This window comes from Pseudomonas cyclaminis (assembly GCF_015163715.1).
In the GTDB taxonomy this organism is placed as follows: domain Bacteria; phylum Pseudomonadota; class Gammaproteobacteria; order Pseudomonadales; family Pseudomonadaceae; genus Aquipseudomonas; species Aquipseudomonas cyclaminis.
Genome location: NZ_JADDUM010000021.1, coordinates 1 through 24,607, shown reverse-complemented (window position 1 = coordinate 24,607; position 24,607 = coordinate 1). Strand labels below are relative to the sequence as shown.

General features: G+C 57.9%; 23 protein-coding genes and 2 pseudogenes. 11 read left to right on the top strand and 14 right to left on the bottom strand.

All coding sequences use genetic code 11. The features are described 5' to 3' along the window. Nucleotides 1-51: 51 nt before the first annotated feature. Nucleotides 52-1,403, bottom strand: a pseudogene (gene rlmD / locus IQK56_RS02430) (23S rRNA (uracil(1939)-C(5))-methyltransferase RlmD). Next, nucleotides 1,403-2,305: a cysteine synthase CysM gene (gene cysM, locus IQK56_RS02425; RefSeq protein WP_193862564.1), complete on the bottom strand. Its 903-nt coding sequence runs from the start codon at nt 2,303-2,305 to the stop codon at nt 1,403-1,405. The pseudogene rlmD and the gene cysM overlap by 1 nt, the downstream one beginning before the upstream one ends. 121 nt (nt 2,306-2,426) lie before the next feature. Between cysM and IQK56_RS02420 the strand changes: the two genes are divergently transcribed. Beyond that, entirely contained in the window at nt 2,427-3,836 is a 1,410-nt protein-coding gene (locus tag IQK56_RS02420) for a glycerophosphodiester phosphodiesterase (protein ID WP_150760415.1), read from the top strand. 6 nt (nt 3,837-3,842) lie between these two features. Here the strand turns inward: IQK56_RS02420 and IQK56_RS02415 are convergent, their stop codons facing one another. Continuing rightward, nucleotides 3,843-4,436: a tRNA-uridine aminocarboxypropyltransferase gene (locus IQK56_RS02415; protein ID WP_150760416.1), complete on the bottom strand. Its 594-nt coding sequence runs from the start codon at nt 4,434-4,436 to the stop codon at nt 3,843-3,845. Nucleotides 4,437-4,442: 6 nt separating this feature from the next. After that, nucleotides 4,443-5,336, bottom strand: a complete 894-nt coding sequence (locus IQK56_RS02410; protein WP_003175387.1) for a LysR family transcriptional regulator — start codon at nt 5,334-5,336, stop codon at nt 4,443-4,445. Between the two features lie 183 nt (nt 5,337-5,519). On the opposite strand from IQK56_RS02410, the gene speB reads away from it, so the two are divergent. From speB to IQK56_RS02390, 4 genes are read left to right on the top strand one after another with little or no spacing between them, the layout of a single operon-like run. Next, nucleotides 5,520-6,470 (top strand): agmatinase, encoded by a 951-nt coding sequence (speB, locus tag IQK56_RS02405; protein WP_122305461.1) that lies wholly within the window; start codon nt 5,520-5,522, stop codon nt 6,468-6,470. Then, nucleotides 6,470-6,892: a YybH family protein gene (locus tag IQK56_RS02400; protein ID WP_122305460.1), complete on the top strand. Its 423-nt coding sequence runs from the start codon at nt 6,470-6,472 to the stop codon at nt 6,890-6,892. Before speB ends, IQK56_RS02400 begins: the two co-directional genes overlap by 1 nt. A 21-nt stretch (nt 6,893-6,913) precedes the next feature. Next, entirely contained in the window at nt 6,914-8,428 is a 1,515-nt protein-coding gene (locus IQK56_RS02395) for a purine-cytosine permease family protein (RefSeq protein WP_122305459.1), read from the top strand. Nucleotides 8,429-8,450: 22 nt separating this feature from the next. Beyond that, entirely contained in the window at nt 8,451-9,833 is a 1,383-nt protein-coding gene (locus IQK56_RS02390) for a sodium:solute symporter family protein (RefSeq protein WP_150760418.1), read from the top strand. Nucleotides 9,834-9,894: 61 nt separating this feature from the next. On the opposite strand, the gene IQK56_RS02385 is transcribed toward IQK56_RS02390, so the two are convergent. The 4 genes from IQK56_RS02385 to ptrR form a co-directional block, all read right to left on the bottom strand. Next, nucleotides 9,895-11,457: a Rossmann-fold NAD(P)-binding domain-containing protein gene (locus IQK56_RS02385; RefSeq protein ID WP_193862562.1), complete on the bottom strand. Its 1,563-nt coding sequence runs from the start codon at nt 11,455-11,457 to the stop codon at nt 9,895-9,897. Between the two features lie 637 nt (nt 11,458-12,094). Further along, nucleotides 12,095-12,697: a peptidoglycan recognition protein family protein gene (locus IQK56_RS02380; protein ID WP_122305455.1), complete on the bottom strand. Its 603-nt coding sequence runs from the start codon at nt 12,695-12,697 to the stop codon at nt 12,095-12,097. 245 nt (nt 12,698-12,942) lie between these two features. Beyond that, the gene (locus IQK56_RS31380) at nt 12,943-13,065 is read right to left on the bottom strand and encodes a PA1414 family protein (protein WP_003193089.1); all 123 of its coding nucleotides are present in this window, start codon (nt 13,063-13,065) and stop codon (nt 12,943-12,945) included. A gap of 142 nt (nt 13,066-13,207) precedes the next feature. Beyond that, nucleotides 13,208-14,101, bottom strand: a complete 894-nt coding sequence (gene ptrR, locus IQK56_RS02375; protein ID WP_122305454.1) for a putrescine utilization regulator PtrR — start codon at nt 14,099-14,101, stop codon at nt 13,208-13,210. Between the two features lie 104 nt (nt 14,102-14,205). Between ptrR and IQK56_RS02370 the strand changes: the two genes are divergently transcribed. Then, nucleotides 14,206-15,411 (top strand): MFS transporter, encoded by a 1,206-nt coding sequence (locus tag IQK56_RS02370; protein WP_150675871.1) that lies wholly within the window; start codon nt 14,206-14,208, stop codon nt 15,409-15,411. Here the strand turns inward: IQK56_RS02370 and IQK56_RS02365 are convergent. The 3 genes from IQK56_RS02365 to IQK56_RS02355 form a co-directional block, all read right to left on the bottom strand. After that, nucleotides 15,323-16,765, bottom strand: coding sequence for an NCS1 family nucleobase:cation symporter-1 (locus IQK56_RS02365; RefSeq protein ID WP_099584056.1), 1,443 nt, complete (start codon nt 16,763-16,765; stop codon nt 15,323-15,325). The genes IQK56_RS02370 and IQK56_RS02365 overlap by 89 nt on opposite strands. Before the next feature lie 199 nt (nt 16,766-16,964). After that, the gene (locus IQK56_RS02360; RefSeq protein ID WP_122305451.1) at nt 16,965-17,363 is read right to left on the bottom strand and encodes a DUF2177 family protein; all 399 of its coding nucleotides are present in this window, start codon (nt 17,361-17,363) and stop codon (nt 16,965-16,967) included. 51 nt (nt 17,364-17,414) lie between these two features. Further along, nucleotides 17,415-18,251, bottom strand: coding sequence for a CvfB family protein (locus tag IQK56_RS02355; protein WP_150675872.1), 837 nt, complete (start codon nt 18,249-18,251; stop codon nt 17,415-17,417). A 757-nt stretch (nt 18,252-19,008) separates the two neighbouring features. Here IQK56_RS02355 and IQK56_RS02350 point away from each other — a divergent pair. Together IQK56_RS02350 and IQK56_RS02345 are read left to right on the top strand one after the other, a co-directional pair. Then, nucleotides 19,009-19,272: a DUF3077 domain-containing protein gene (locus tag IQK56_RS02350; RefSeq protein ID WP_150760436.1), complete on the top strand. Its 264-nt coding sequence runs from the start codon at nt 19,009-19,011 to the stop codon at nt 19,270-19,272. A 338-nt stretch (nt 19,273-19,610) separates the two neighbouring features. After that, nucleotides 19,611-19,880, top strand: a complete 270-nt coding sequence (locus IQK56_RS02345; protein ID WP_150760423.1) for a hypothetical protein — start codon at nt 19,611-19,613, stop codon at nt 19,878-19,880. A 141-nt stretch (nt 19,881-20,021) separates the two neighbouring features. Here IQK56_RS02345 and IQK56_RS02340 read toward each other — a convergent pair. After that, a pseudogene (locus IQK56_RS02340) lies at nt 20,022-20,447 on the bottom strand (phage portal protein); the annotation flags it as partial. 788 nt (nt 20,448-21,235) lie between these two features. Between IQK56_RS02340 and IQK56_RS02335 the strand changes: the two are divergent. The 3 genes from IQK56_RS02335 to IQK56_RS02325 all read left to right on the top strand — a co-directional run bounded on the left by IQK56_RS02335 (nt 21,236) and on the right by IQK56_RS02325 (nt 23,277). Next, nucleotides 21,236-21,415, top strand: a complete 180-nt coding sequence (locus tag IQK56_RS02335; RefSeq protein WP_003193095.1) for a hypothetical protein — start codon at nt 21,236-21,238, stop codon at nt 21,413-21,415. Between the two features lie 206 nt (nt 21,416-21,621). Beyond that, nucleotides 21,622-22,344 carry a TorF family putative porin gene (locus IQK56_RS02330; protein WP_099584053.1) on the top strand — a complete coding sequence of 241 codons (723 nt, stop codon included), beginning with the start codon at nt 21,622-21,624 and terminating at the stop codon, nt 22,342-22,344. A 66-nt stretch (nt 22,345-22,410) separates the two neighbouring features. After that, nucleotides 22,411-23,277: a DUF6279 family lipoprotein gene (locus tag IQK56_RS02325; RefSeq protein WP_150762039.1), complete on the top strand. Its 867-nt coding sequence runs from the start codon at nt 22,411-22,413 to the stop codon at nt 23,275-23,277. Here the strand turns inward: IQK56_RS02325 and copD are convergent. Both copD and copC read right to left on the bottom strand, forming a co-directional pair. After that, the gene (gene copD / locus IQK56_RS02320) at nt 23,274-24,152 is read right to left on the bottom strand and encodes a copper homeostasis membrane protein CopD (protein ID WP_193901523.1); all 879 of its coding nucleotides are present in this window, start codon (nt 24,150-24,152) and stop codon (nt 23,274-23,276) included. The genes IQK56_RS02325 and copD overlap by 4 nt on opposite strands. Next, nucleotides 24,149-24,535, bottom strand: a complete 387-nt coding sequence (gene copC, locus IQK56_RS02315; protein WP_150675877.1) for a copper homeostasis periplasmic binding protein CopC — start codon at nt 24,533-24,535, stop codon at nt 24,149-24,151. Before copC ends, copD begins: the two co-directional genes overlap by 4 nt. Nucleotides 24,536-24,607: the final 72 nt, after the last annotated feature.

The following is a 24,607-nucleotide window of genomic DNA, read 5'->3' as shown; positions in this document are numbered from 1 at the left end:
TGGCAGATCACGGCCTTGGAGAATGCAGGCCAGTCGGATTAAACGGGCATCCTAGCCCGCTTCAAATAACGCCATGGCCTCGACATGCGCTGTCTGCGGAAACATGTCGAGGATCCCGGCACGTTTTAGCCGGTAGCCTTGCTTGACCAACTCAACCGTGTCCCGCGCCAGCGTCGCCGGGTTGCAGGACACATACACCAGGCGCTTGGCCCCCAGGGTGGCGAGCTTGCGCACAACCTCTTGGGCACCATCGCGGGGTGGATCCAAGAGTACCGCAGAAAAGCCCTGTTTGGCCCAATCTGCGTCAGTCAAAGGCTGGGACAAATCGGCCTGAAAAAACTGCGCATTATGCAAATTGTTGCTGACAGCGTTCTGTGCGGCCCGATCCACCATGGTCTGCACCCCTTCCACCGCCACTACTTCTCGCACCTGTTTTGCCAGCGGCAGGGCAAAGTTGCCCAGCCCACAAAACAGGTCCAGCACCCGCTCATCGGGCTGCGGCGCCAGCCAGTCCAGGGCCTGGGCAACCATCGCCTCGTTGACCCCGGCGTTGACCTGGACAAAATCCCCCGGCCGTACGCCAGTTGCAGGTCCCATGCGTCCAATCGAAACCCTAGTGACTGATCGGGCTCAACCGGTTCCGGCTGGCCTTCGCCATGCAGCCACAATTGGGCTTCATGGAAACTGCAAAATTCTTTCAGGATCAACAGGTCCGCGTCCGACAGCGGCGCCATATGCCGCAGCAACACGGCGACGGACGAGCCACTGAACAACTCGACATGCCCCAGGGCCTGAGGCTTGCTCAGACGCCGCAGCATGTTCGGCAGGCGCTGCATGATCGGTTGCAAGGCCTGTACCAGCACCGGGCAATCGTCGATGGCGACGATGTCCTGGCTGGCCACGGCGCGGAAACCCACCTCGAGTTTTTTCGCCTTGGCATCCCAGCGCACGGCCACGCGGGCACGGCGTCGGTAACCGAACTCGGGGCCGCTTAACGGCGCGGCCCACTCTTGCGGTTCGACACCGGCCACACGGGACAGTTGCTCCGCGAGCATGCGCTGTTTCAGGGCAAGTTGTTCGTTGTGGGGCAAGTGCTGCACGCTGCAACCGCCGCAGCGACCAACGTGGGCGCACGGCGCCGGGCGGCGCAATTCGCTGGCCTTGAACACCCGTTCAGTGCGAGCCTCGACCACTTTGCCGTGGGCGCCCAGCACTCGTGCTTCGACTTCTTCGCCAGCCAGCGCGCCATTGACGAACCAGGTGCGACCTTCAAAGAACACGATGCCACGGCCGTCATTGGCCAGGCGCTCGATGGTCAGGCGCTGTTTCTTGCCCACTGGAATCTGTGGGGCCCGGCTGCCGCCCGTCGGTTGGAAGCGCAGGCCTCTCTCGTGCTTGGCCATCAGTTGGGTTCGTCGAAAATGCCGGTCGACAGGTAACGGTCGCCTCGGTCACAGATGATCGCGACGATCACCGCGTTTTCCACTTCCTTGGACAGACGCAACATACCGGCCACGGCGCCGCCGGAGGACACGCCGCAGAAGATGCCTTCTTCACGGGCCAGGCGGCGGGTGGTGTCTTCAGCTTCGCGCTGGGCCATGTCGATGATGCGATCCACGCGCGTGGAGTTGTAGATCTTCGGCAGATACTCCTCGGGCCAGCGGCGAATGCCAGGGATCGCCGAGCCTTCCATCGGTTGCAGGCCGACGATCTGGATCGCCGGGTTCTGCTCCTTGAGGTAGCGCGAGTTGCCCATGATGGTGCCGGTGGTGCCCATGGAGCTGACGAAATGGGTGATGGTGCCTTGGGTCTGGCGCCAGATCTCCGGACCGGTGGTGGTGTAGTGCGCCTCGGGGTTGTCCCCATTGGCGAACTGGTCCAGCACCTGACCACGGCCTTCGGCGGCCATGCGCTCAGCAAGATCGCGGGCGCCTTCCATGCCTTCTTCCTGGGTCACCAGCACCAGCTCGGCGCCATAGGCAGTCATCGCCGCCTTGCGCTCGGCGCTGCCGTTGTCGGGCATGATCAACACCATCTTGTAACCCTTGATCGCAGCGGCCATGGCCAGCGCGATCCCGGTGTTACCCGAGGTGGCTTCGATCAGGGTGTCGCCAGGCTTGATCTGCCCGCGCAATTCGGCACGGGTGATCATCGACAGCGCCGGGCGGTCCTTGACCGAGCCTGCGGGGTTGTTCCCTTCGAGCTTGAGCAACAGGGTATTGCTGGTTTCACCCGCCATGCGTTGCAAGCGGACCAGGGGCGTGTTGCCGACGCAATCGGCGATTGTAGGGTACTGCAAGGTCATGGCGTATTCGCAATCCAGACTGCGGGGCGCACATCATACCGGGAAAGGCCGGCGGGCCATATCACGCAAAGTGCGGTGCTTATAAGCTAAAGCTATAAGCCGTTGCACCTCTGTGACGTCAATGGAACTGAACGCTATTGCCCACCACTTATCCCAGGCAATAAGGACGTCGCGGAACAACGACTGGTCCTACACCAATTGCCGTGTTGATAACAGGGACGTCAATTTTATTCAAAAACAGGGTAAAACCATGACCTCCTTCGCAACGTCTCAACTCCCGCCTGCAACGTCCGACGCTGCCAGCCTTCGGCCAGCGCGAGACTCGACCACTCCGACAGACAGCTCTTTCCCCACCCGTCTGAACTCCGCCGACGTACAGCAGATGCTTCAATCTCGCGGCCACAGCGAACTTCTCAAAGAACGCACCGGGCATAACCTAATGCTGACCGCCCATCGCGGGACAGGCCCAACCAGCTTGTTTGGCTCAACATTTCCACAGCGTTTTCATCCTGAGAACAGCCTCCAGGCGATCAAAGCTGCCATTGTTCAGGGCGCCGATGCGATTGAAATCGATATTTTCAAAGCCAAAGACGGCACCGTGATGGTCACTCATGACGATGAGATTTGGCGAAACGCATTCGACGCTGATCGAAGCGGCGCCAAACTGCCCGAGGGCGAAACCAAGGCGTCCTATCTGGTTGGACAAAAAACGGTCGATGAACTGCAAAAAATACCTATCGGGCGCAAGGGTGAAGTCACACCAACTCTGTCGTCAGTCATCGAACTGGTCAATGATGCCAACCAGACACTGACTGCGTACGGTAAAAAACCGGTCATCCTGAATATCGAATTAAAAGATGAAACCGCCGTTTCTTCCATGCTTGATCTCGTAGAACAGGGGGGGCAAAACATGCAGAAACTCGCACCGGAAAATATCATTTTCTGTTCGTTCAAACATGAGGCGCTCAAGGAATTGAAGGCTGAGGCCAAACAGCGAGGTTTGAGTGGAATAAACATTGCCCCCGGTATAAAAACGGCGGATTTGTTCGGCAAGGAAAATGTGAAGGAGGATTTTTCCCTTAAAGATCCCAACGCGAAGTATCAGACCGATGCCATGAACAATTTGCGTAATCTCGTTGAGGGCAACGATTTTCAAGGATACGACGGGATTCTGTGGGATTTGCGTGCACCGATCGTCGACCTTGCGGTGTCAGGGAAAAAAGCCATACATGCTTCCACATCCGACTTCAGGCAATACGGCGCCAATCGCGACTTCTCCCATGTACTCCTCAAGCTGAGCAAGCAGGCCGAGACTTTTTTCAAATGTGACAATGTTGATGACGCGAGAAAAGTATTACTTGAATCCAGCATTTTGCTGGGTGGGATAGGTATTCAAATGATATACAAAAAAACGCCGGAGGGTGACGACGCATTTTTTTTCTATCAACCCGATGATCAACATAACAATAGTTCGATACTAAAAACCGGGGCACAAAAACCGATTGCCTATTCAAAGCTCGTATCTGAATAAAACTTCTTATCGCACGTGATTTCTCAGGAACACTGCCTCACCCATCGCCGAAATCTGCCCTTCGATCAGCGCCTCGAAGGGCTTAAGCAACGGCCCGAACGATACCGGCGCCTCCAGCACCTGCAACGCCTGGACGATGGCTTCTACCGTCGACAATGCCCCCGGCCCCGGCGCCTTGCGCAATCGATAACGCGAAACGCCGCCCTCGGCCAAGGTTACCCGTGGCAACGCCGCCAGCAGCGGGTTGAGATGCAGCAGTTTGCGCGCCTTGCGCCAGGTGCCGTCGGGCACCACCAACAGCAGTGGTTGATCGCCGGGCGCATAGGCGTGCAGCGGCTGGGCGTCATCCGCCGGGAACAGCAGTCGAGCCTGATAACCGGGTGGGCTCAATAACGTCGCCAAATCATCGAACACCTCCCCCACCACCAATTGCGCATTGCTCAAGCCCAACGCCGCCAACCGCGCCGTGTTGAGCGCATGGTTGACCTCGCTCGGGTGCTGCAACAGCAGCACGCGGGTACGGCTGTCGAGGCTGGGTATCAGCGCACACAAACAATGGGTGACGGGCCTGAGGCAACGGGAACATTGGGGTCTGGACATGGTTTATCAGGCCTGGTTGAGCTGGGCTTTGAGCAAATCGCGGAAGGTCTGGATCAGCGGTTCGCGGCTGCGGCCACGGCGCATGATCATCGAGAACGGCGCCTGGTAGCCAAAGGTGGCAGGTAGCAGCACCCGCAGATCGCCCTTGTCGGCCCAGGCCTGGGCGTAATGCTCCGGCAGGTAGCCGATGTAGGCGCCGGAGAGCACGAGGATCAGTTGCGCCTCCATGCTTTCCACCGTGGCGGCGCTGTGCTTGAAGCCGTGGCGCGCCAGTTCCGCCTGGCTCCAGTAGCCGCGGCCGACCATGCGTTGCTGGGTGATCACTTGCTCTGGAATGCGCCGTTCATTGAACAACGGGTGTCGCGTGCTGCAATACAACCAATGCTGCTCGCGGTACAGCGGCATGTAGATCAGCCCGCTCATGCGGTTGGAAAAGGCGCCGATGGCCAGGTCCAGGCGGTTGTCCTGCACGCCCAGTTGCAGCTCGTAGGGGCTCATCACCGAGAGATGCAGGTGCACCGCCGGGTGTTCCAGGCTGTAGGCGCCGATGACTTCGGCAAACGGCAGGGCCTTGTCGCTGACGGTGGAGTCGAGCACGCCAAGCTTGAGGGTGCCCCGCAGCTCGCCTTTGAGCGCGGCGGCGTATTGCTCGAAGCCTTCCAGCTCGGCTAATAGACGCAGGGTTTCCTGATGAAACAACTCGCCCTTGCTGGTGAGACTGAACCCGCCACGCCCGCGATGGCACAGCACCAGGCCCAACGCGGACTCCAACTGGCTCATATACGTACTGATGGCCGACGTGGACAGGTTGAGTTCGTGCTGCGCATTGGCAAACCCCTGGTGCCGCACGACGCTGACGAAGATGCGCAGGAGTTTCAGGTCGGGCAAGGCGTTGGCCATGAGGTCTCCAGAGGCATACACAACATCCCGTGGGAGGGGCTTGCCCCCCACATTTGCACGCAGTTTACCCCAGGCAATAGTTTAGAAAAATCTGAACTAAGTATTTGCCCCTGCCGATTCTTCCCGCCACGGGCTTTTCGCAGAATCGGCCTCTAATAAACAAAACAACGATGAGGCAATCCCGTGGACAAGATTTTCCACCAACCACTGGGCGGCAACGAAATGCCGCGCTTCGCCGGCATCGCCACCATGATGCGTCTTCCCCACCTGCAATCGGCCAAGGGCCTGGACGCCGCCTTTGTCGGCGTGCCCCTGGACATCGGCACTTCGCTGCGCGCCGGCACCCGCTTCGGGCCGCGTGAAATCCGCGCCGAGTCGGTGATGATCCGCCCGTACAACATGGCTACCGGCGCCGCACCGTTCGACTCGCTGTCGGTGGCCGATATCGGCGACGTGGCGATCAACACCTTCAACCTGCTCGACGCCGTGCGCATCATCGAAGAAGCCTACGACGAGATCCTCGAACACAACGTGGTCCCCATGACTTTGGGCGGTGACCACACCATTACCCTGCCGATCCTGCGGGCGATTCATAAGAAACACGGCAAGGTCGGGCTGGTGCACATTGATGCGCACGCTGACGTCAACGACCATATGTTCGGCGAGAAAATCGCCCACGGCACTACTTTCCGCCGCGCCGTGGAAGAAGGCCTGCTCGATTGCGACCGCGTAGTGCAGATTGGCCTGCGGGCCCAAGGCTACACCGCCGAAGACTTCAACTGGAGCCGTAAACAGGGTTTCCGTGTGGTCCAGGCTGAAGAATGCTGGCACCACTCCCTCGCGCCGTTGATGGCCGAAGTGCGCGCAAAAGTCGGCGGCGGCCCGGTGTACCTGAGCTTCGACATCGACGGCATCGACCCGGCCTGGGCACCCGGCACCGGCACCCCGGAAATCGGCGGGCTGACCACCATCCAGGCGATCGAGATCATCCGGGGCTGCCAGGGCCTCGACCTGATTGGTTGTGATCTGGTAGAAGTTTCGCCGCCGTATGACACCACCGGCAACACCTCACTGCTCGGCGCCAACTTGTTGTACGAGATGCTCTGCGTACTGCCCGGCGTGGCGCATCGCTGATGAGCACGCAAGAGGTGCTGCAAGCCGCCGCCGACCTGGTGGCGGCCTTCGCCCGCAATGATCGCGCTGCCTACTTCGGCGCGTTCACGGCCGACGCCAGCTTTGTGTTCTACACCCTCCCCCAACCGCTGCTCAGTCGCGATGCCTACCAGGCGTTGTGGGACAGCTGGCGCACGGAAGAGGGATTCGAGGTGCTGTCGTGCACCTCGAGCAATGCCTTTGTCAGCCTGCAGGGTGACGTGGCGATATTTGTGCATGACGTGGCCACCGAGCTGCGCATGAACGGGGAGCAATTCTTTAGCCAGGAACGCGAGACCATTGTCTTCAAAAGGCAAGGGCTACGCACAGAACAACAAGAAGGCCTGTGGCTGGCCTGTCACGAACATTTGTCCGCTGTGCCGGAAGGGCTGCCGCCCCCTTAGCCAATGTGATCGGAGCTGATCATGAATAATAAAAACAACCAAAACAGTATTCGCAAGATTGAAACCAACGGGGTCGAACAGATCCCGGACCACGAACGTACCGCCAGCCCCAAGGATCTGTTCCGCCTGATCTTCGGCGGTGCCAACACCTTTGCCACTGCCGTGCTGGGCTCGTTCCCGGTGCTGTTTGGCTTGTCATTCCAGGCCGGTGTCTGGGCGATTGTGCTGGGCGTGCTGGTGGGTGCTGTGATCCTGGCGCCCATGGGCCTGTTCGGCCCGATCAATGGCACTAACAACGCCGTGTCTTCCGGGGCGCACTTTGGCGTGCACGGGCGGATTGTCGGTTCGTTTCTGTCATTGCTGACGGCGATTGCCTTCTTCTCACTGTCGGTGTGGAGTTCAGGCGATGCGTTGGTCGGTGGTGCGAAACGTCTGATAGGCCTGCCGGAAACTGACCTGACCCTGGGCTTGGCCTATGGCCTGTTTGCCCTGCTCGTACTGACGGTGTGCATCTACGGTTTTCGCTTCATGCTGTGGGTCAACCGCATTGCGGTATGGGCGGCGAGCCTGCTGTTTCTGCTGGGGATCTTCGCGTTCGCGCCCGCCTTTGACAGCCACTTCGCGGGCAGCGTCGCCATGGGCCAGACCGGCTTCTGGGCGGCGTTTATCGGCGCAGCGCTGGTAGCGATGAGCAACCCGATTTCCTTCGGCGCATTCCTCGGTGACTGGTCGCGCTACATCCCGCGTGAGACGCCGAAGATACGCATCATGCTCGCAGTGGTTGCGGCTCAGATCGCCACCTTGATCCCGTTCCTGTTCGGCCTGGCCACCGCGACCATCGTCGCGATCAAGGCACCGGACTATATCGCGGCCAACAACTACGTCGGCGGCTTGCTGGCGGTGGCGCCGACCTGGTTCTTCCTGCCGGTGTGCCTGATCGCGGTGATCGGCGGCATGTCCACCGGCACGACCTCTCTGTATGGCACGGGGCTGGACATGTCCAGCGTGTTCCCGCGCCTGCTCTCACGGGTCAAGGCGACGTTGCTGATTGGGGTGATGTCGATTGCCTTCATCTTTATCGGACGTTTCGCCGCCAACCTGGTGCAGAGCGTGTCGACCTTCGCCGTGCTGATCATCACCTGCACCACGCCGTGGATGGTGATGATGATCATCGGCCTGATCGTGCGTCGTGGTTTCTACTGCCCGGATGACCTGCAAGTGTTCACCCGTGGTGAAACCGGCGGGCGCTACTGGTTCAGCCATGGCTGGAACTGGCGCGGGCTGGGAGCATGGATTCCGAGTGCGCTGGTGGGGCTGTGCTTCGTCAATTTGCCGGGGCAGTTTGTCGGGCCGCTGGGCAATTTGGCCGAGGGCATTGATATCAGCCTGCCGGTGACGTTGGGGTTGGCGTCGGTGGTGTATCTGACGTTGCTGCGGCTGTTTCCGGAACCGGCGGCCGTCTATGGCCCCTCGCCAAAGCAAGCGCCCTCACCGCAGCAAGCTCCTTCTGCACTGCAAGCGCCTTCAGCACAATAAAAAATATCGGAGACTCGCCGTCATGGCTTTGGATTTATTCGTCGTACTCATCTACGCCGCCGGCATGCTCGTGCTCGGCTATTACGGCATGCGCCGCGCCAAGACCCACGAAGACTACCTGGTGGCCGGCCGCAACCTGGGCCCGACGCTGTACATGGGCACCATGGCCGCCACGGTATTGGGCGGCGCATCCACCGTCGGCACCGTGCGCCTGGGCTATGTGCATGGCATCTCCGGCTTCTGGCTGTGTGCCGCGCTGGGCATGGGGATCATTGCGCTGAACCTGTTCCTGGCCAAGCCATTGTTGAAGCTGAAGATCTTCACCGTCACCCAGGTGCTGGAAAAACGCTACAACCCCATGGCCCGCCAGGCCAGCGCGGTGATCATGTTGGCCTACGCGCTGATGATCGGGGTGACCTCGATCCTGGCCATCGGTACCGTGCTGCAAGTGCTGTTCGGCCTGCCGTTCTGGATCTCGGTGCTGCTGGGCGGTGGTGTGGTGGTGGTGTACTCGACCATCGGCGGCATGTGGTCGCTGACCCTTACCGATATCGTGCAATTCGTGATCAAGACCGTCGGCCTGATGTTTATCCTGCTGCCGATCTGCCTGTACCGCGTCGGCGGCTGGGATGAACTGGTGGCCAAGTTGCCGGCCTCCAGTTTCAGCTTCACCGCGATCGGCTGGGACACGATCATCACCTACTTCATGATCTACTTCTTCGGCATCCTGATCGGCCAGGACATCTGGCAGCGGGTGTTCACCGCCCGCGACGAAAAGGTCGCCAAGTACGCGGGCACCTTCGCCGGTTTCTACTGCATCCTCTATGGCCTGGCCTGTGCCCTGATCGGCATGGCCGCCCATGTGTTGATTCCGGACCTGGACAACGTCAACAACGCATTTGCCGCCATCGTTAAAATGTCGCTGCCGGACGGGATTCGTGGCCTGGTGATTGCCGCAGCACTGGCGGCGATGATGTCCACCGCCAGCGCAGGTTTACTGGCCGCCTCCACGGTACTGACCGAAGACCTGCTGCCGCGTTTGCGTGGCGGCAAACAATCGAGCCTGAATATCAATCGCCTGTTCACGATGCTGACCGGCATCGCGGTGCTGGGTATCGCACTGGTGGTGAGCGATGTGATCAGCGCGCTGACCCTGGCCTACAACCTGTTGGTCGGCGGCATGTTGATCCCGTTGATTGGGGCGATCTTCTGGAAGCGCGCCACCACGTCGGGGGCGATTACGTCCATGGCATTGGGCTTTGTGACGGCGTTAGTGTTCATGTTCAAGGATGGGCTGGATGCGAACACGCCGATTTACTACAGCCTGGCGGTTGGGTTGGTGAGTTTTGTGCTGGTGAGCTTGTTGTCGCGTCGGCCGCAGGCGGTGGCGACTCCGGTGGCTTGACGTCCAAAGCATTGAAACGGTTTCTTCAGCGGGCGCGACGTCGGATGTCGCGCCCGTTTTTTTATCGTTCAACGGACAGGTTTTGGTGTGCCTGAATGATTTCCTGGACCAGGGAGGCCCAGACCAATCCTTGGGTTGTGCCCGCGGCATAGGTTCCTCCGGCGGCGATTGGCGTATACGCAGACCGATAAACTATCGAGACGCCTTCCTCTTCCACCCCGACTGTCACAACGAAGTGTTCTCTGCTCAACTCAGAAGTTTGCATCAGACTCAAATGCCAAGGCATGAACTGAACACCAGAGCGCTGCAACAGCGCCTGTATCTCGATGACGGCTTCTACGCTACTGGCACCCTCCCTGTAGGTACCAACGAGCCATGCCAGCGATGGATTGTCGGCCAGAAACCGTTCGAACAACTCGATACCTGCGCCATTGCATTCCACGGCCAAATACTGACTTTCAGGAAGTGGATGGCGTGTATTCACGTTGTTACGCGTGGCACCATCACTTTCCTGATTTCCTCCATAGACCGTGACCTGATAATTTGCCAAGCGAAACATCACGGCTTGGAGCAAGCCGTTAATCCCCCTGCCGATGATCGACACGCGCGGCGCATTGGCGGATGCCGGATGGGAAGGGATCGTCAGTGAGTGTGCAAGCTTGCGTCTCACAAGGCCGCGCAAGGCCATCAGGCTCAACTGAACAGAGACGGCATAATCGAGGTCGCAATGACAGTCTTCGCTGGTTGCCGCCTGTGCAGTCAGCGTCGCGGGTCGGCGCCACGCGGCGACACTGCAACCGAGCGCGTGTGTGCGCATCCGAAACGCATCCAGTGTCGTAGGCCCGTAATCCAGGACAAGCTGGATATCTTCAGCCACTGACAGGACCTGTAGAGCATCGTCGCTGAACACGTCCGGCTTAGCGACGCAGATCAAGCGAGCGTGCCTGTGCATACACTCAATGAGGGCCTGGTCGATACGATAGGTGGACTCATCATTCAGGGATAAACAGATGGCGACAGCACTGGCGTCCTGCAGCGCCTCAAACCAGTTTGTTACAAATGACACGCGACTATCGGAACAAGCTGTACTGACAGTTCCCGGCGCCAGACCGCGTGGGCTCAACACTTTAATCCGAACATCCGGCTCTCGATCAAGTAACAGCCTGACCAACTCTTTGCCCACAGTGCCGTATCCCAGCACACGGATGTCATGGGGTATGGAGCCATCGGCCAGTGACAACCAGTGGGTGATATAGGCTGCAACATGGGGCGCGTTGACCCCAGGCGTATTGACCACTTGAATGCCGTTGGACTCGCATAAATCCAACCGCATCTTATCCAGACTCGTACCTCTACGAACTAAATAGAGTTCTCCAAACGGGTGAGATATACGCCATTGATCAATGACGTCTGCATCAATGGCCTGGTCGCCAACAACGATTGCCTGGGGGCGCAGGAGTCCAATTTGCAGGAGCAGAGCTTGCTTGGCTAATGTCGGAGGAAGAAACACAACGTTGCTGGGGGCATCAGTCCGCCAGGCTCTCGACACAGGTGCGATATGTAAAATAGTGTCGCTTATGGCGATAAGTGAGGCGGCAACTGGCGGAACGGAAGAGAGCCTCATAATTTTGCCTCCAACGATTCTGACTTGCTCACTAAAGTTTCGAGGGAGACAAACTCAATAAAGTCTGGGCACTAAGGAAATGCACTTGAATTATCTCCGGAAAATCTCCTACCTCTACGTTCTAATGAGTAGAAATGTGCAGGGCTACAAATGATACAAATCTTTGCTTGGTGAAACTCAACCTACGCCTATCTATACAAACAAATAAGCCAGCAGATTCCGACAACTTAGTAGTCCAATTCCGACATTTCCACTTCAAAGTCTGGCCGACCGGCATAGACTCAAAACAAATCGCCACACGTGTTGCATCCAAAATACTGTTCCTGCGCCGCGCACTGAATTTCGCCTGTGGCCCCCGCCCTGACGCGCCACGTGCATGCCTCTCCCCTATAGTTCAATGTGCCTTCAAGGTAACAAGGCGCCCACTCATAGTGGTCATGCAGCGTGCGGCCATCAATACCCGTGGCCCGCTCGAAAAAGGACGTTATCTGCCGTTCATCAAGGCTCACGTCGGAGGGTCGACAGCGTTCCGGCTCGTCGGATTGGAAGCCTGCGATAGAAACGTCCTTAATGTTCTGATACTGGGCAGCGCACCCCACGAGCAATACCCACAGACTCAAGGACAAGTGCCAACACTTCATTGCCACACCGCGCTACTGGCTTCACCGGGATGTTTATATGAGATTTGCGGGTGGGTGTAGACGTCTGCCGACGTCAGGCTGAAATGGCGATACAACTCGGACACCAACCACTGAAGGGATTGATTCTGCATCGCCGTAATCGCCTCGTAACGAACCGCATCCAGATGCTTCCCCACTAACTCGATGCCTACGGAGTCAGAGTTCATGGGGTAACGATCCGGATAGTTCTTGGTACGCTCGTATTTATCCAGCGCTCTGATCTGCAGCGTCCAGGTGAGCGCCTGAATGCTGTTGATTTGAGTGGTGTCACACGTTGATTTGTCGTTTGCCAGGCACTTGGATCGAATAAAGCGCCCAACATGAAAACAGCGCTTTCTCAAACTGGCGGTCTGGTAAATGACTCCATCCTTCTCAACCAAAAAGTGAGCGCCACTTCCCTTGGATCGATAGCCATTGAAAGTGTGCTGTGCAGTCGGCGCGTCTGTCTGATGGACGACCAATGCCCGTACGCTGCGTAAATCGCCATGTTCTATGGACTGGAACCGACGAGGCTTAACCTGATCGGAAACCATCATTCCTTCGCTATCAATGCTCGACATCTCAACGCCTATTTGTCCTCCTGGAAACAAAAATATAGAAGGTCAAATAAGGAAAAAGGCAGGATTACAAGATAAGAAGAAATATCCGACGGCGGTGCCTGACTCACTATGGATTCAGGCATTAAAAACGACAAGGAAATCCGCGCCTGCATGCTACGGGCGGAACACACGACAGGCTCCGAAGATTCATCAACGCCATCAACGCCCGCACGATCAACGCCGCAATCGTGTGAGCGCCGCGGGGCTTACCTACGACGTGGACGCCGCTGCTCATCATCCGTACGAATCGGCACCGGCTGCAGCGGAGGCTCGATCAAGCCCAGTGCAACGCCCAGATCATGGAGCCAGTTTTGAATTTTCTCTTTCATGGTTGCCCCCTTTGAGGGTAATGCTGGTAGGCGCATGTTCTGTCGCCCTTTCCTACATTGATAGTAGCCCTAAGTCCTACGTATTGCTTGAACGAAACCACAACGAACTATTACCAAATCCATCCAAATGCTGACGAACCGGTCAAGCAATGGCGCGACTGTCTTTCATGACCTCCGGCTGACCGACCTGCTGCAGATCAATCCACGCATTGAGGTTAGCGCCGAGCATACCCTTTCGCCACATCAGCCAGGTGGTCGCAGTGGCAAATTGCCCGGTCAGCGGATGAACGGACACGCTGTCCTTGCCCGGCAGGCTGTCGAGCATGGATTGGGACATCAACGCCACCCCGGAACCGGCAATCACGCAAGCGAGCATGCCTTGATACGACTCGATCTCGATCGCCCGTCCCATGGCCACGCGCTCGTGGGCAAACCAGCTTTCCAGGCGGGTACGATAGGCACAACTGCGTCGGAACGTGAACACCGAGCGGCCGGCAACATCCTGGGGACCACGCACGGGCGGGTGATCGGCTTCGCAGATCAGCACCAGTTTTTCCTCGCACAGCTGCACGCCGTCCAGTGTGGCGATGGTCAGCGGGCCGTCTACAAACGCGGCGTCCAGGCGCCCGGTGATCAAACCTTCGAGCAGCTCACCGCTGGGTGCGGACTGCACCTGCAAATTCACCATCGGATAGGCCTTGTGATAACGCGCCAGCAGCTTGGGCAAATGTACCGCGCCGGTGCTGTACATGCTGCCCAGCACAAAATCGCCAGCCGGTTGCCCACCCTGCACCGCGCCGTGGGCTTCGTCGTGCAGAGCCAGCAGGCGAGTGCTGTAGTCCAGCAATATCTTGCCCGCCGGAGAAAGCTGCAAGCGCTGGCGTTCACGCACGAACAGCTCTACGCCGAGTTGTTCTTCCATTTGCTTGAGACGGGTCGACAAGTTCGACGGCACGCGGTGCAGGCGCTCTGCCGCACGGGTGATGGAGCCCTCTTGCGCCACGGCCTGGAAAATCCGCAATTGACTGAACTCCATACCTTTCTCCAAAACTGAACAAGTTGCTCACTATTATTCAATTTTACAGAAAGTCAATGCACCTTAGGCTGACGGTCATTCGTTTCTCAGCAGGACACCTGACCATGTCACCCCTCATTCGCTTACTCGCCAGCTCCATCGCCCTGATGATGGCCATGGGCATTGGCCGCTTCGCCCTCACCCCGCAAATGCCCCATATGCTCAGCGAAGGGCAGATCGACCTGACCGGCGCCGGTCTGATCGCCGCCGCCAACTACCTCGGCTATTTCGTGGGCGCGGTGGATTCGATTTTCGCCCGCGGCCATCGCCATGTGCGCGGTCGTCTGTACGGCGGGCTGTGGTTATGTGTGTTGCTGACCTTTGCATCGTATTGGGCCCACGCATTCTGGCCGCACCTGCTGTTGCGCTTTGGCACGGGTGTGGCGAGCGCCTGGGCCTTGGTGATGATCACCAGTTTGAGCCAGCCACTGGCACTCGCCGCCGGACGGCCGCGCCTCGGTGCCCTGGTATTTGCCGGGCCGGGCCTGGGGATTCTATTGACCGGGTTATTGGCGCTCGGCTCAAACCTGCTGGGACAAGATTCCGCCACCTTATGGTTGGTCTATGGCGCGGTGGCATTGGTGATGTTGCTCGCGATCCTGCCGTTCTTGCCGCAGCCCTGCGCCAGCGCCGCTGTCACCAGCCACAACGACGCGGGCAGTAATGGCAGCATCACGCACCTGTGCTGGATTTATGTACTCTTCGGACTGGGTTACATCATTCCAGCCACCTTCCTGTCGCAGATGGCCAGCGCCCAGTTCAAAGGCGCCTGGCAAGCCGATCTGTTCTGGCCGTGCTTCGGCCTGCTCGCAGCAGTGGGCGTGGGGGTGGCGACCTTGCGTCGCAAAGACCCGGACACTACCCGCCGCTGGCTGATGACCACCCTCTGGCTGCAAGCGGCCGGGGTGTTCGCGTGCTTGCTGGGTAATGGCTGGGGGTTGGCACTGGGGGTTCTGTTGTGCGGTGGGCCATTCCTGGCCTGCATGCAGCTCGTAATGGCGCGCTTGCGGGAGGTGGCACCCCACGGCTACCAGCGCAGTACCGGGCTGCTGACCGCCAGCTTTGCCATCGGCCAATTGAGCGGGCCCTTGCTGGCGTCGGTGAGCAGCCACCTCAGCGGTGGCCTGCGACCGGCATTGGTAATTGCCGGCACAGGCCTGTTCCTGGCGGGAGGAATATTGGTCAGCCGGCAACCAGCGGCGCTTGCGTGCGCACCTGCTCGCGCCGTGCCAGCACCAGGAAAAACAGCCCTCCCAGGAAGCAGCCGGTAAACCAGGCGAAGTTGGCCATGCCCTGCAACGCCGGGGTGAAGGTGATCGCGACGCCTACCAGTGTCGCGGGCACCAGGGCCTTGACCGCCGTCCAGTTCACGCCGCCGTCGAAGTAATAGCGGCCACTTGGGCTGTCATCGAACAGTGCATCCACGTCGATCTTCTGTTTTTTGATCAGGTAGAAGTCCACCAGCAGGATCCCGAACAGCGGCCCGATAAACGCCGCGAGGATATCCAGGGTGTAGTGAATCATCAGCGGGTTGTTGAACAGGTTCCATGGGGTGATGAAGATCGAGGCGACCGCCGCGATCATGCCGCCGGCGCGCCAGCTGATTTTGCTCGGTGCGACGTTGGCGAAGTCAAACGCCGGGGACACGAAGTTGGCGACGATATTGATACCGATGGTCGCGGTCACAAAGGCAAACGCACCCAGCAGCACGGCCATGTTGTTGTCGATACGCGACACCGTGGCAATCGGGTCGTGGAGCATCTCGCCAAACACCGGCAAAGTGCCCGAGACGATCACTACGGTCACCAGGGAGAACGCCAGGAAATTCACTGGCAAGCCCCAGAAATTTCCGCGTCGCACGTCCTGCATGCTGCGGCAGTAGCGGCTGAAATCGCCGAAATTCAGGGTTGGCCCTGAGAAGTACGACACCACGAGCGCAGTGGCCACGATCACTTGGCCGAACGCTTGCCAGCCCGACAGGGATTTTTCCGCCAGGGTAAAGCTGATGTTCGACCAGCCCGCCTTCCATACGATCCAACCGGCCAGGGCAAACATCACAGCATAGACCACCGGCCCCGCCCAATCGATAAAGCGGCGGATGGACTCCATGCCGGCCCAGAAAACTGCCGCTTGCAGCACCCAAAGGCTGAGGAAACCAAACCAGCCCAGGTAGGACAGCCCGGCGAAATGCGGCTCTGCATACACCGCCATCTGTGGGAAAAATCGCAAAACCACAATGATCAACGCGCTGGACGCCAGGTAGGTCTGAATCCCGTACCAGGCCACGGCGATAAGACCGCGAATCACCGCAGGAATATTCGCGCCAAAGACACCAAAGGCGAGCCTGCAGATCACTGGGTAAGGTACGGCGGCCTGCTGGCTCGGCTTGGCCACCAGGTTGGCGATCAATTGCACGATGCAAATACCGGCGAGCAAGGCGATCAACACCTGCCAACTGGCCAGCCCGAGGGCAAACAGACTGGCGGCGAATACATACCCGCCGACGCTGTGCACGTCGCTCATCCAGAAGGCGAAGATGTTGTACCAGTTCCATTTCTGCGGCAGCGGGCCCAGATCCTGGTTGTACAGGCGTGGGCTGTAGCCTTTGGGCAATTGTTCGGTCATCGCTGGGCTCCTCGTCATACCGGCCTGCGCTTCCGTCGCGGGGATGCATACGGAAGGCGGCAAGTTTTGTATACGAGACAGTCAGCAGAATACGTGCCAATAGCACACAATCCCTCTACAACGGCGTTTCAAAGGAGCTGAAGGTACCTTCGTGGTGGGGACCACGCTCAGCAACGGTGCACATAAATCCTGTACACAATCATCGGTGCACCCGATGTGCACACAGATGCCCAACCGTGCAGCATACCGCCGTCAAAAAGGTACCCCAGGCCATATCCATCAGTGCCAACCCAGCAGCCCAGCCTTGCAGCGTGGCCCAGTTGCTCAGGTCATAGGTGCCATAGGCCACGAGCCCCAGCAGCGCACCCATACGCGCTGCGCGCTGCCAACTGATGCTGGGCAAGACCACGAACACCACACAACCGAGGACATACAGGAGATAGAACAGCACTGCGGGCAATAGGCGGGGCTGATCAAGCATCAGCGGGCCCAGCAGGGATTTGTAAGTGGGGCCCATAAGGACGCCGAGCCACAGGCCGTCGAGCACCAGGAAAGCAAGCAAGGTGCCGAGGTAAGCGAACACAGATTTTTTGGACATTGACGCAACCTCTGTAGGAGCCCATTGCTCCTACAGAAGAGCAAACCCTACTTAGCTAAGTTCAATACGATCCGCGTGGATCACAATCTGACCTTGCTTGTAGAGCGCACCAATAGCCTTCTTGAAGTTGCCCTTGCTGACGCCGAACAAGTTGCTGATTACCGTCGGGTCGCTTTTATCGCTGACCGGCAACGTGCCGTTGTTTTCGCGCAACTTGGCAAGAATCTTCGAATTGAGGCTGGAGGCCGCTTCCTGGCCAACCGGTTGCAGGCTCAGGCTGATGTTGCCATCGGCGCGGATCTCTTTGATGAAGCCTTTCTCTTCCTTGCCCGGGCGCAGGAACTTGAACACTTCGTTCTTGTGAATCAGGCCCCAGTGCTTGTTATTGATGATCGCCTTGAAGCCCATGTCAGTGGCTTCGGCCACCAGCAGGTCGACTTCCTGGCCTACGACGTAGTTGGCCGGGGTCTTGTCCAGGTAGCGATCAAGACGTGCGGTGGCGGTGATGCGCCTGGTGTGCTTGTCGAGGTAGACGTGCACCACGCAATATTCACCGGCGGTCATCTGGCGTTTTTCTTCCGAGTACGGCAACAACAGGTCCTTTGGCAAACCCCAATCGAGGAATACACCAATGCTGTTGACTTCCACCACTTTCAAACTGGCGAATTCGCCGACTTGAACTTTGGGTTTCTCGGTGGTGGCGATAAGTTTGTCATCGCTGTCCAGGTAAATGAAAACGTTAAGCCAGTCTTCATCTTCACTGGGAATATCTTTGGGGATATACCGATTAGGCAAGAGGATTTCGCCATCTTGCGCACCATCCAGGTACAAACCGAAGTTAGTGTGTTTTACCACTTGTAAGCTGTTGTAGCGCCCGACTAGAGCCATTTCCAATACCCTCAAAAAACCGGCCTTCTCGGCGTAAACAGCGCAGCGCGCACTCGAGAAAACCCTAAAAAATAGAAATTATTCCATTAATTTCATACAGTTATAAAACAAATCCTATCGCCACTATGCAGCGATTGTACTCTCATCGTTCGCTTCGTCCTTCACAATCCAACGGCTATCCTCCACAAAATGTCCACGGTCGATTGCCAAGGGGCTAAGGTTCACCACCTCTGCCAAATGCCCAAGGCTAAAATGCGCATAACGCATGGTCATATTCAAAGTGGAAGCGCTCAAGGCCCAGCAGCTAATGGAAATTTTGCTACTGATCCCTCGCCATCAGTATTGGGAACCGAAGATCGCCAGCCTAAGCAAGGTATCCACAGCTAGTTGCAGCCTTCATCCCATCGCGCCAACCTCCTTCACGTCGCTGCACCAGCGACCGGGCGTGGAATCCCGAGAAAGAAGACGCTATAGCGTCGTCAAACAATGAGCAGGCGCTTTTTTTGTGCCTGGGCTTTGCGCTTTTTGGCGGCTGTGCGTGGGAGGCCTTGTGCCTGCCGAGGCGCTTCTTCTCGGATTCCAACCTGCGTACAGCTGCCACCCTCACGCTTGGAATCGTGACTGGCAGCTCTTTTGGGTAGTACCAAGGAGCACGCTAATGCCGTACGAAAAAACCTCGATTCAACCCGCACCGCCCGCTCAGAACCTCCGAAAATCAGGAGATCAGCAATGAGCAACCCTCCCCCCAGTCGAAACCATCGGCTCTGTAACCTTCGCAGACTGCGGAGAGAACAAAAGCGATCTAAAACTCTTCCGCGTCAACGCAGGCGTCCCAATTCGGGAGGCCCTTGAACACGCATCGCAAGTCCTCTACTACGCAAAAATGCTCTCGCTGGAGGCCGCCATCGACTCCCGAGCAGAGAAATTCGCGTTCGCCTCGCATTACTTGGGTGAAATGGGCAAGGCCATCATCGATAATCTGCTTTTTTCCTTCGAGCCAAGTGCACGGGATTCGCAGTAAGCACTTCGCGCCCGGTGCATAGCTCCGGGCGCCTGAATGACGCGAGCTTACAGAGCTCGGAAAATTGAACGGTAAGGTTTTTTGAGCGGCGGCTAGCCTTCAAAGCTGGCGTACTCAGAGTGCGACGCTTAGCCGCCCGTAGTGCTTTTTACGCCAGTTCCACAGTACTTTCCAAGTGAAGGGTGTGCCCCCTAACCCGCGTTCAAACATTTATGACGCGAAAGCACCAATGCTAATAACAAACCGTTCTTAAATACTGTCATTTATCACAGGTATCAATACCTTAACTTTGAACTAACTTTGAATGGCATCTTACCTTAATAAATGTGGAGGTTATTATGGTTATCGGACTCGTGACCGGCGATTTGAATATGTTAGCTAGTGGGATGGTTAAAAATCCAAGCACAAACATACGGAAGGTGAGTGAAGCTTTGGAAATTCTCAACCGTGAAAATGTCAAAACAAAAGAAGACTACGTTCGTGTTTGCAGCTTGCACCTCAGTGGAGAACCTGCAATTGAGCCGTCCACTTACACCCCGAAACCACCTGGGGATGACACGCCCCAATGGATCTGGGATGAATATTACAATGGCGGTCGCACAAGCTAAACAACTGTATTAGATTTCTCTTGAGAGCACGCTGACTTGCAGTCCAGCGTGCTATTAAAAATAGCTGCGTTTAAACCACAAAACACCTTAATTCCTATTTTGATCTTCAACAATAGAATTATAATTTTACTTTAAAGTCCATCGCGTGATGTTCTTAATCCGCTCAAACTCATCCTTCGTCGCAATAGGTCCCCCATCGGAATAATCTGAATCGCCTTATCCCCGCCCCCCGGAATGTTCACAAACAACGACCGAACCCCCCCCCACGCCCTTGCTCGATCCGATCTGGCTTTGCCTGCGCTCTTCATCCGCCTCCGATAGGTTCAGATTATTGGTGTAGAAGATGAATCCCGCGTGCATGCCGCCCAGGTAGTCGGGCACGCCATAGATGTTTTGTTCCACGTCGTCGTCCATCACATTCTCAACCTGATCCTCTTCAAAATGCAGGTACTTGCCGCCGGGCATCAGCAGCACGAAGCCACCGCCGACCTTTCTGCGCATGTTCAATGCGGGCAGGTGTTCCAGTTCCAGCACTTGGCCCAGTACGTTGGTTTTGCGCTGTAAGTAGCGCCACTTCTAGCCGAGACTTTGAGGCAGTCATCCGGGCCCTTGCGGACTGCGGGTATGGGGGGGGTTGGCGAGTGCTTATACCGGCAGAGGCTGGGGCGCTGTTTGCAGTAGGGCTAGGCCCGCTGTGGCTTTGTATGGGGTACTAATGATTTCGCATCTTGCAGGACCGGGAGAGGCTTTGAAGAAACGTACTGGATCGAACGAGTCGACAGAGACTTACCAACCGACAGCAAGAGCCCCAAGAAAGAGCGTTCGAGCGCCAAAAGCCATTAACTCCGCAGCTTTTTTAAGAAAAAACAGCGTCTTTTACAGCACTAAGATGTGCAGATTAATTTTCATTTTGAGTGTGACGAAATGATGCACGCTGATATTAGTTAGAGATTCAGAACGGAAGCATCTGGAAATTTCAATACTCCGCATTCGTAGAGCACAGCAGATAAAGCTGCTGCCCTTGGCTATATTGAGGCTACCAAGTTTTTCCAATGCCCTTATTGCGTGGGCCGCCTTCTAAACCGTATGCGCGCGCCGCAAAAATTACGGGATGGGTGGCGTTCCAATGGCACTGCCCCGCTCGTCTGATCGGTCAACCTGATTTGGCCGTGCCGCCGCCACCGACTACCCGCCGGGTTTCGAGCTAAAACAGCAAGTTAGCTGCTTATTTCAAAGATGAACGGTGGCCATTTCCGGGCGTGAGACTTATTCCAAGGGGATATTTGCCAAGCAATTGTCAAGTATTTCCTGTACGATGCCTGGCCAAGTTAATTTTCTACAGGTTAGTGGCCGCCATGCGCGTAAAAGCATCCAACAGCAAAGCAAAGCCAGCTCCCGCCGTTGAAACCAGCGAATCGATCAACAGCCAAATCGCTGCTTTCCTCAAATCCGGTGGTGAAATCCAGCAAATTGCCAAGGGCGTGAGCGGCCAGACTTTCGGCCCGTCCAAGCAGATCAGCCTGGGTAAAAAGTAATACCGCGCAGCACACCTGGTCCCTAAGCGTCTTGCCTTCAAGGCGCTAGGACTAGAGCCCGAAGCACCCTCCCCCTATATTCAATATTGCGCTAATCGACGAACGGGCCTCATCGCCTGGCATTCGTCGGTATCCTTGCACACGTCTAGCACGGGCATCTGCCCGATGTTCTCCATTACTGCTCCTCGCTTTTCATGGAGTGAAGCATGCTCAAGTCCTGCATTTTTCTGGTCAGCACATTAGTGGCTTGCCCTCTTGCCGAAGCGCAGATCTTCCAGCGCGAATTGGGCGACTTCGACCTGAAATTGGGCACCACCCCCAGCCGCAGCATGGCCCAGGGCCTGGTCAAGCCGACCTCGCCGGGCAGCGATTCTTTCCACGGCGGCCTGGACCTCAGCCACGACAGTGGCCTGTACTTCGGCCAATTCTCGCCCAACATGGGCCTGTCCTCGGCGAGCACTCTCGAAGTCGATTCCTACATGGGCTTCAAACACCCCTTCGACCAGACGCTCGGCTATGAAGTCGGCTTGATCCACTACAGCTACCCCAAGCTCAGCCCCCTCGACAGCCAGGAGTTCTATGGCGGCCTGAACCTGTTGGGCAATCGCTTCGGCGCCTCTTTCAGCAACGACCCGGACCGCCAGGACAGCACAATCTTTGCCGATCTTGGCGGCACCCAGCCCTTCGGCATCGGCGTCAGCATGAAGTACACCACTCATCAGTTGGGCACGCCGGCTTCGGTAGACGGCGGCACCATCAGCAGTTTCAGCGACTGGTCGGTGCAATTCTCCCGTGCCTGGAAGGGCATCGACCTGGACCTGATCTACAGCGATTCCAGCCTCAGCGGCGGCGATTGCTCGGCCTACTCCGGACACAATTCGCAATGCGACGGCCTGTTGACCTTGAAGGCCGTGCGCTCGTTTTATTGATGGGCTGAACTGTCGCGCCCGGCGCGGGTTCACATGCATTGACTCTCTCTGCCCAAGGACACGCCCATGCTGCGTCGGCTCAAACTGCTGGTGGTACTCCTGACCCTGAGCCTGGCGCTCGCCGGCTGCAATCGCGTGGGGCTGGCCTATCGCAACCTGGACGTGATCATCCCTTGGACCCTCAATGACTACCTGGACATGAACGCCGGGCAGAAGAGCTGGTTCAACGACAAACTCAAGGAGCACCTGGCCTGGCACTGCACCACGCAACTGCCCGGTTACCTGGACTGGCTCGATCGCCTGCAACAGATGGTCGACGACAACCAGGTCACCGACGCGGCGCTGAAGACGCGTACCGCCGAAGCCGAACAAGCCATTGCTGAAATCGCCCGTGAGATCACTCCCTCGGCCATCGAACTGCTCCAGGGGCTGGATGATCAACAGGTCAAGGAAATGAACGACGCCCTGGCCAAGGACCTGCGCAAACGCCAAGACGATTACCTGAAGCCGCCGCTGGCTCAGCAAATCAAGGACCGCGCCGAGCGCATGAATAAACGCCTGGACACCTGGATGGGCCCGCTGAGCACCAGCCAGCAGAATCGTGTCACCGCCTGGTCCATCGCCCTGGGCGAGCAGAATCAGGAATGGATCGGCAACCGCGCCCATTGGCAGGCGCAATTTATCGACGCCGTGCAGCAACGCCACAGCACCGACTTCCCGAAGAAAATGCAGCAATTGCTGGTGGACCGCGAAAGCCTGTGGACCCCGCAATATCGTGCGGCTTACGCCCAGACCGAAGCCGCGGCGCGCAGCCTGATTGTCGACGTGATGGCAGAAAGTACGCCGCAGCAACGCTTGAAACTCATGCAGAAAATCGACGGCGTACGCAGTGACTTCAAGGCACTCAAATGCCTGAAGAGCGCCGAGTCCTAAGTAGGCGACAGAGTGCCCAGCCATGCCACAAGTGCAAGAATCAGCACCACGGCGCCGAACTCCAGGGCCATGCTGCGCCGCAGCGCGGCAATGGCCGGCGCCGGGTCGCCCGCTGCCACGGCGCGTTGCAGAAACGGCGTCAGGTGGAAGCGATTGAGCGCCGCCAGCCCCAGCATCACGCCGAACACGCCTAGTTTCAGGCTCAACAGGCGCGCATAGATACCGCCGGTGAGGCCGTCCAGATTCGGCCCGACCACCCACAGATAATTCGCCACGCCGCTGACGATCAGCACGGCGACGAACCCCGCACCTATGCGCTCGAAACCCGCCAGTGCGGCAGCCAATGCCTCCACGCGGCGGGCATCTCCCAATGATGCGCGCATCAGCAACAGTCCAAACGCCGCCAACGCGCCCACCCACCCCGCCGCCGCCAACAGGTGCGCACTGTCGCTGAGCATGTGCCACACCCCAGGCGCGCCCTCGTGCATCGCGCCGTGCCCGGTCCACATCAGGGTCACCAGTGCGACACCGCCAAACAGCGTGGCCAGAGGCAGGTTGACAAAGGTGACCAGCACCAGCGCCACAATGCGCAGGCACGCTGTCCAGCCCAGGTCAGTCTGCGTCAGCATCATCTGCAGGTGCGGCCATAACGTCGGCCAATCCGTGGCGCCGCTCATGGCCTGGGTGATGCTTAACATCGACGCGATCGAAAGCAGCACGCCAAGGCTCGCCGTCCCTCCCAGCAGCTTCTTGAAATTCAACAAAGGAAGTTGTGCAGCATTGAGGCCGTAGAGGCCAAAAAGCCCCAGGCCAAACACCAGCATCAAGTCCAGATACAGCGCAAAGCGCAGCAATATTTGGCTCAGTTCACTCATGGCTGGACACTGAACACCACGTTACCGGTGATCGGATGGGTATCGGATGACACTGCCCGCCAGTCGACCCGGTAGGTGCCGCCCGTCAGCATGGACGCCGGTTTGATCAGCATCACCTTGGGGTCGGCGCTGGCTGCCACGCTGGCCTTCACCGGCATCGGCGAATTGGGCATGCCGGGCATATCGGTCATGGTCAGCTTGGCGCCTGAGAACTGCGTCAGCAGGTTCTCCGAGAAACGCAGCTCAATCACGGCCGGCGCCGCGCCCTGGGCGCCGGCCGCCGGAATGGACGACAGCAGTTTCGGGTGGGCCGAGGCCGGCAGGCTGAAGAGTAATCCAGTCCACAGCGCACCGCCCGCTAACGCAGTTTTCAACACAGACATGCAAGGCTCCAGGCCGCTCCAGGCGGCGAGTTATAGGTATAGGAAAAAGCTCAAAACCACAGGCGCACGCCG

Excerpts from the sequence above, each read along its gene's own strand:
- cysM (WP_193862564.1), bottom strand. The coding sequence starts at position 2,305 with ATGACCTTGCAGTACCCTACAATCGCCGATTGCGTCGGCAACACGCCC.
- IQK56_RS02420 (WP_150760415.1), top strand. The coding sequence starts at position 2,427 with ATGGAACTGAACGCTATTGCCCACCACTTATCCCAGGCAATAAGGACG.
- IQK56_RS02415 (WP_150760416.1), bottom strand. The coding sequence starts at position 4,436 with ATGTCCAGACCCCAATGTTCCCGTTGCCTCAGGCCCGTCACCCATTGT.
- IQK56_RS02410 (WP_003175387.1), bottom strand. The coding sequence starts at position 5,336 with ATGGCCAACGCCTTGCCCGACCTGAAACTCCTGCGCATCTTCGTCAGC.
- IQK56_RS02400 (WP_122305460.1), top strand. The coding sequence starts at position 6,470 with ATGAGCACGCAAGAGGTGCTGCAAGCCGCCGCCGACCTGGTGGCGGCC.
- IQK56_RS02395 (WP_122305459.1), top strand. The coding sequence starts at position 6,914 with ATGAATAATAAAAACAACCAAAACAGTATTCGCAAGATTGAAACCAAC.
- IQK56_RS02390 (WP_150760418.1), top strand. The coding sequence starts at position 8,451 with ATGGCTTTGGATTTATTCGTCGTACTCATCTACGCCGCCGGCATGCTC.
- IQK56_RS02385 (WP_193862562.1), bottom strand. The coding sequence starts at position 11,457 with ATGAGGCTCTCTTCCGTTCCGCCAGTTGCCGCCTCACTTATCGCCATA.
- IQK56_RS02380 (WP_122305455.1), bottom strand. The coding sequence starts at position 12,697 with ATGTCGAGCATTGATAGCGAAGGAATGATGGTTTCCGATCAGGTTAAG.
- IQK56_RS31380 (WP_003193089.1), bottom strand. The coding sequence starts at position 13,065 with ATGAAAGAGAAAATTCAAAACTGGCTCCATGATCTGGGCGTTGCACTG.
- ptrR (WP_122305454.1), bottom strand. The coding sequence starts at position 14,101 with ATGGAGTTCAGTCAATTGCGGATTTTCCAGGCCGTGGCGCAAGAGGGC.
- IQK56_RS02370 (WP_150675871.1), top strand. The coding sequence starts at position 14,206 with ATGTCACCCCTCATTCGCTTACTCGCCAGCTCCATCGCCCTGATGATG.
- IQK56_RS02365 (WP_099584056.1), bottom strand. The coding sequence starts at position 16,765 with ATGACCGAACAATTGCCCAAAGGCTACAGCCCACGCCTGTACAACCAG.
- IQK56_RS02360 (WP_122305451.1), bottom strand. The coding sequence starts at position 17,363 with ATGTCCAAAAAATCTGTGTTCGCTTACCTCGGCACCTTGCTTGCTTTC.
- IQK56_RS02355 (WP_150675872.1), bottom strand. The coding sequence starts at position 18,251 with ATGGCTCTAGTCGGGCGCTACAACAGCTTACAAGTGGTAAAACACACT.
- IQK56_RS02345 (WP_150760423.1), top strand. The coding sequence starts at position 19,611 with ATGGTTATCGGACTCGTGACCGGCGATTTGAATATGTTAGCTAGTGGG.
- IQK56_RS02335 (WP_003193095.1), top strand. The coding sequence starts at position 21,236 with ATGCGCGTAAAAGCATCCAACAGCAAAGCAAAGCCAGCTCCCGCCGTT.
- IQK56_RS02330 (WP_099584053.1), top strand. The coding sequence starts at position 21,622 with ATGCTCAAGTCCTGCATTTTTCTGGTCAGCACATTAGTGGCTTGCCCT.
- IQK56_RS02325 (WP_150762039.1), top strand. The coding sequence starts at position 22,411 with ATGCTGCGTCGGCTCAAACTGCTGGTGGTACTCCTGACCCTGAGCCTG.
- copD (WP_193901523.1), bottom strand. The coding sequence starts at position 24,152 with ATGAGTGAACTGAGCCAAATATTGCTGCGCTTTGCGCTGTATCTGGAC.
- copC (WP_150675877.1), bottom strand. The coding sequence starts at position 24,535 with ATGTCTGTGTTGAAAACTGCGTTAGCGGGCGGTGCGCTGTGGACTGGA.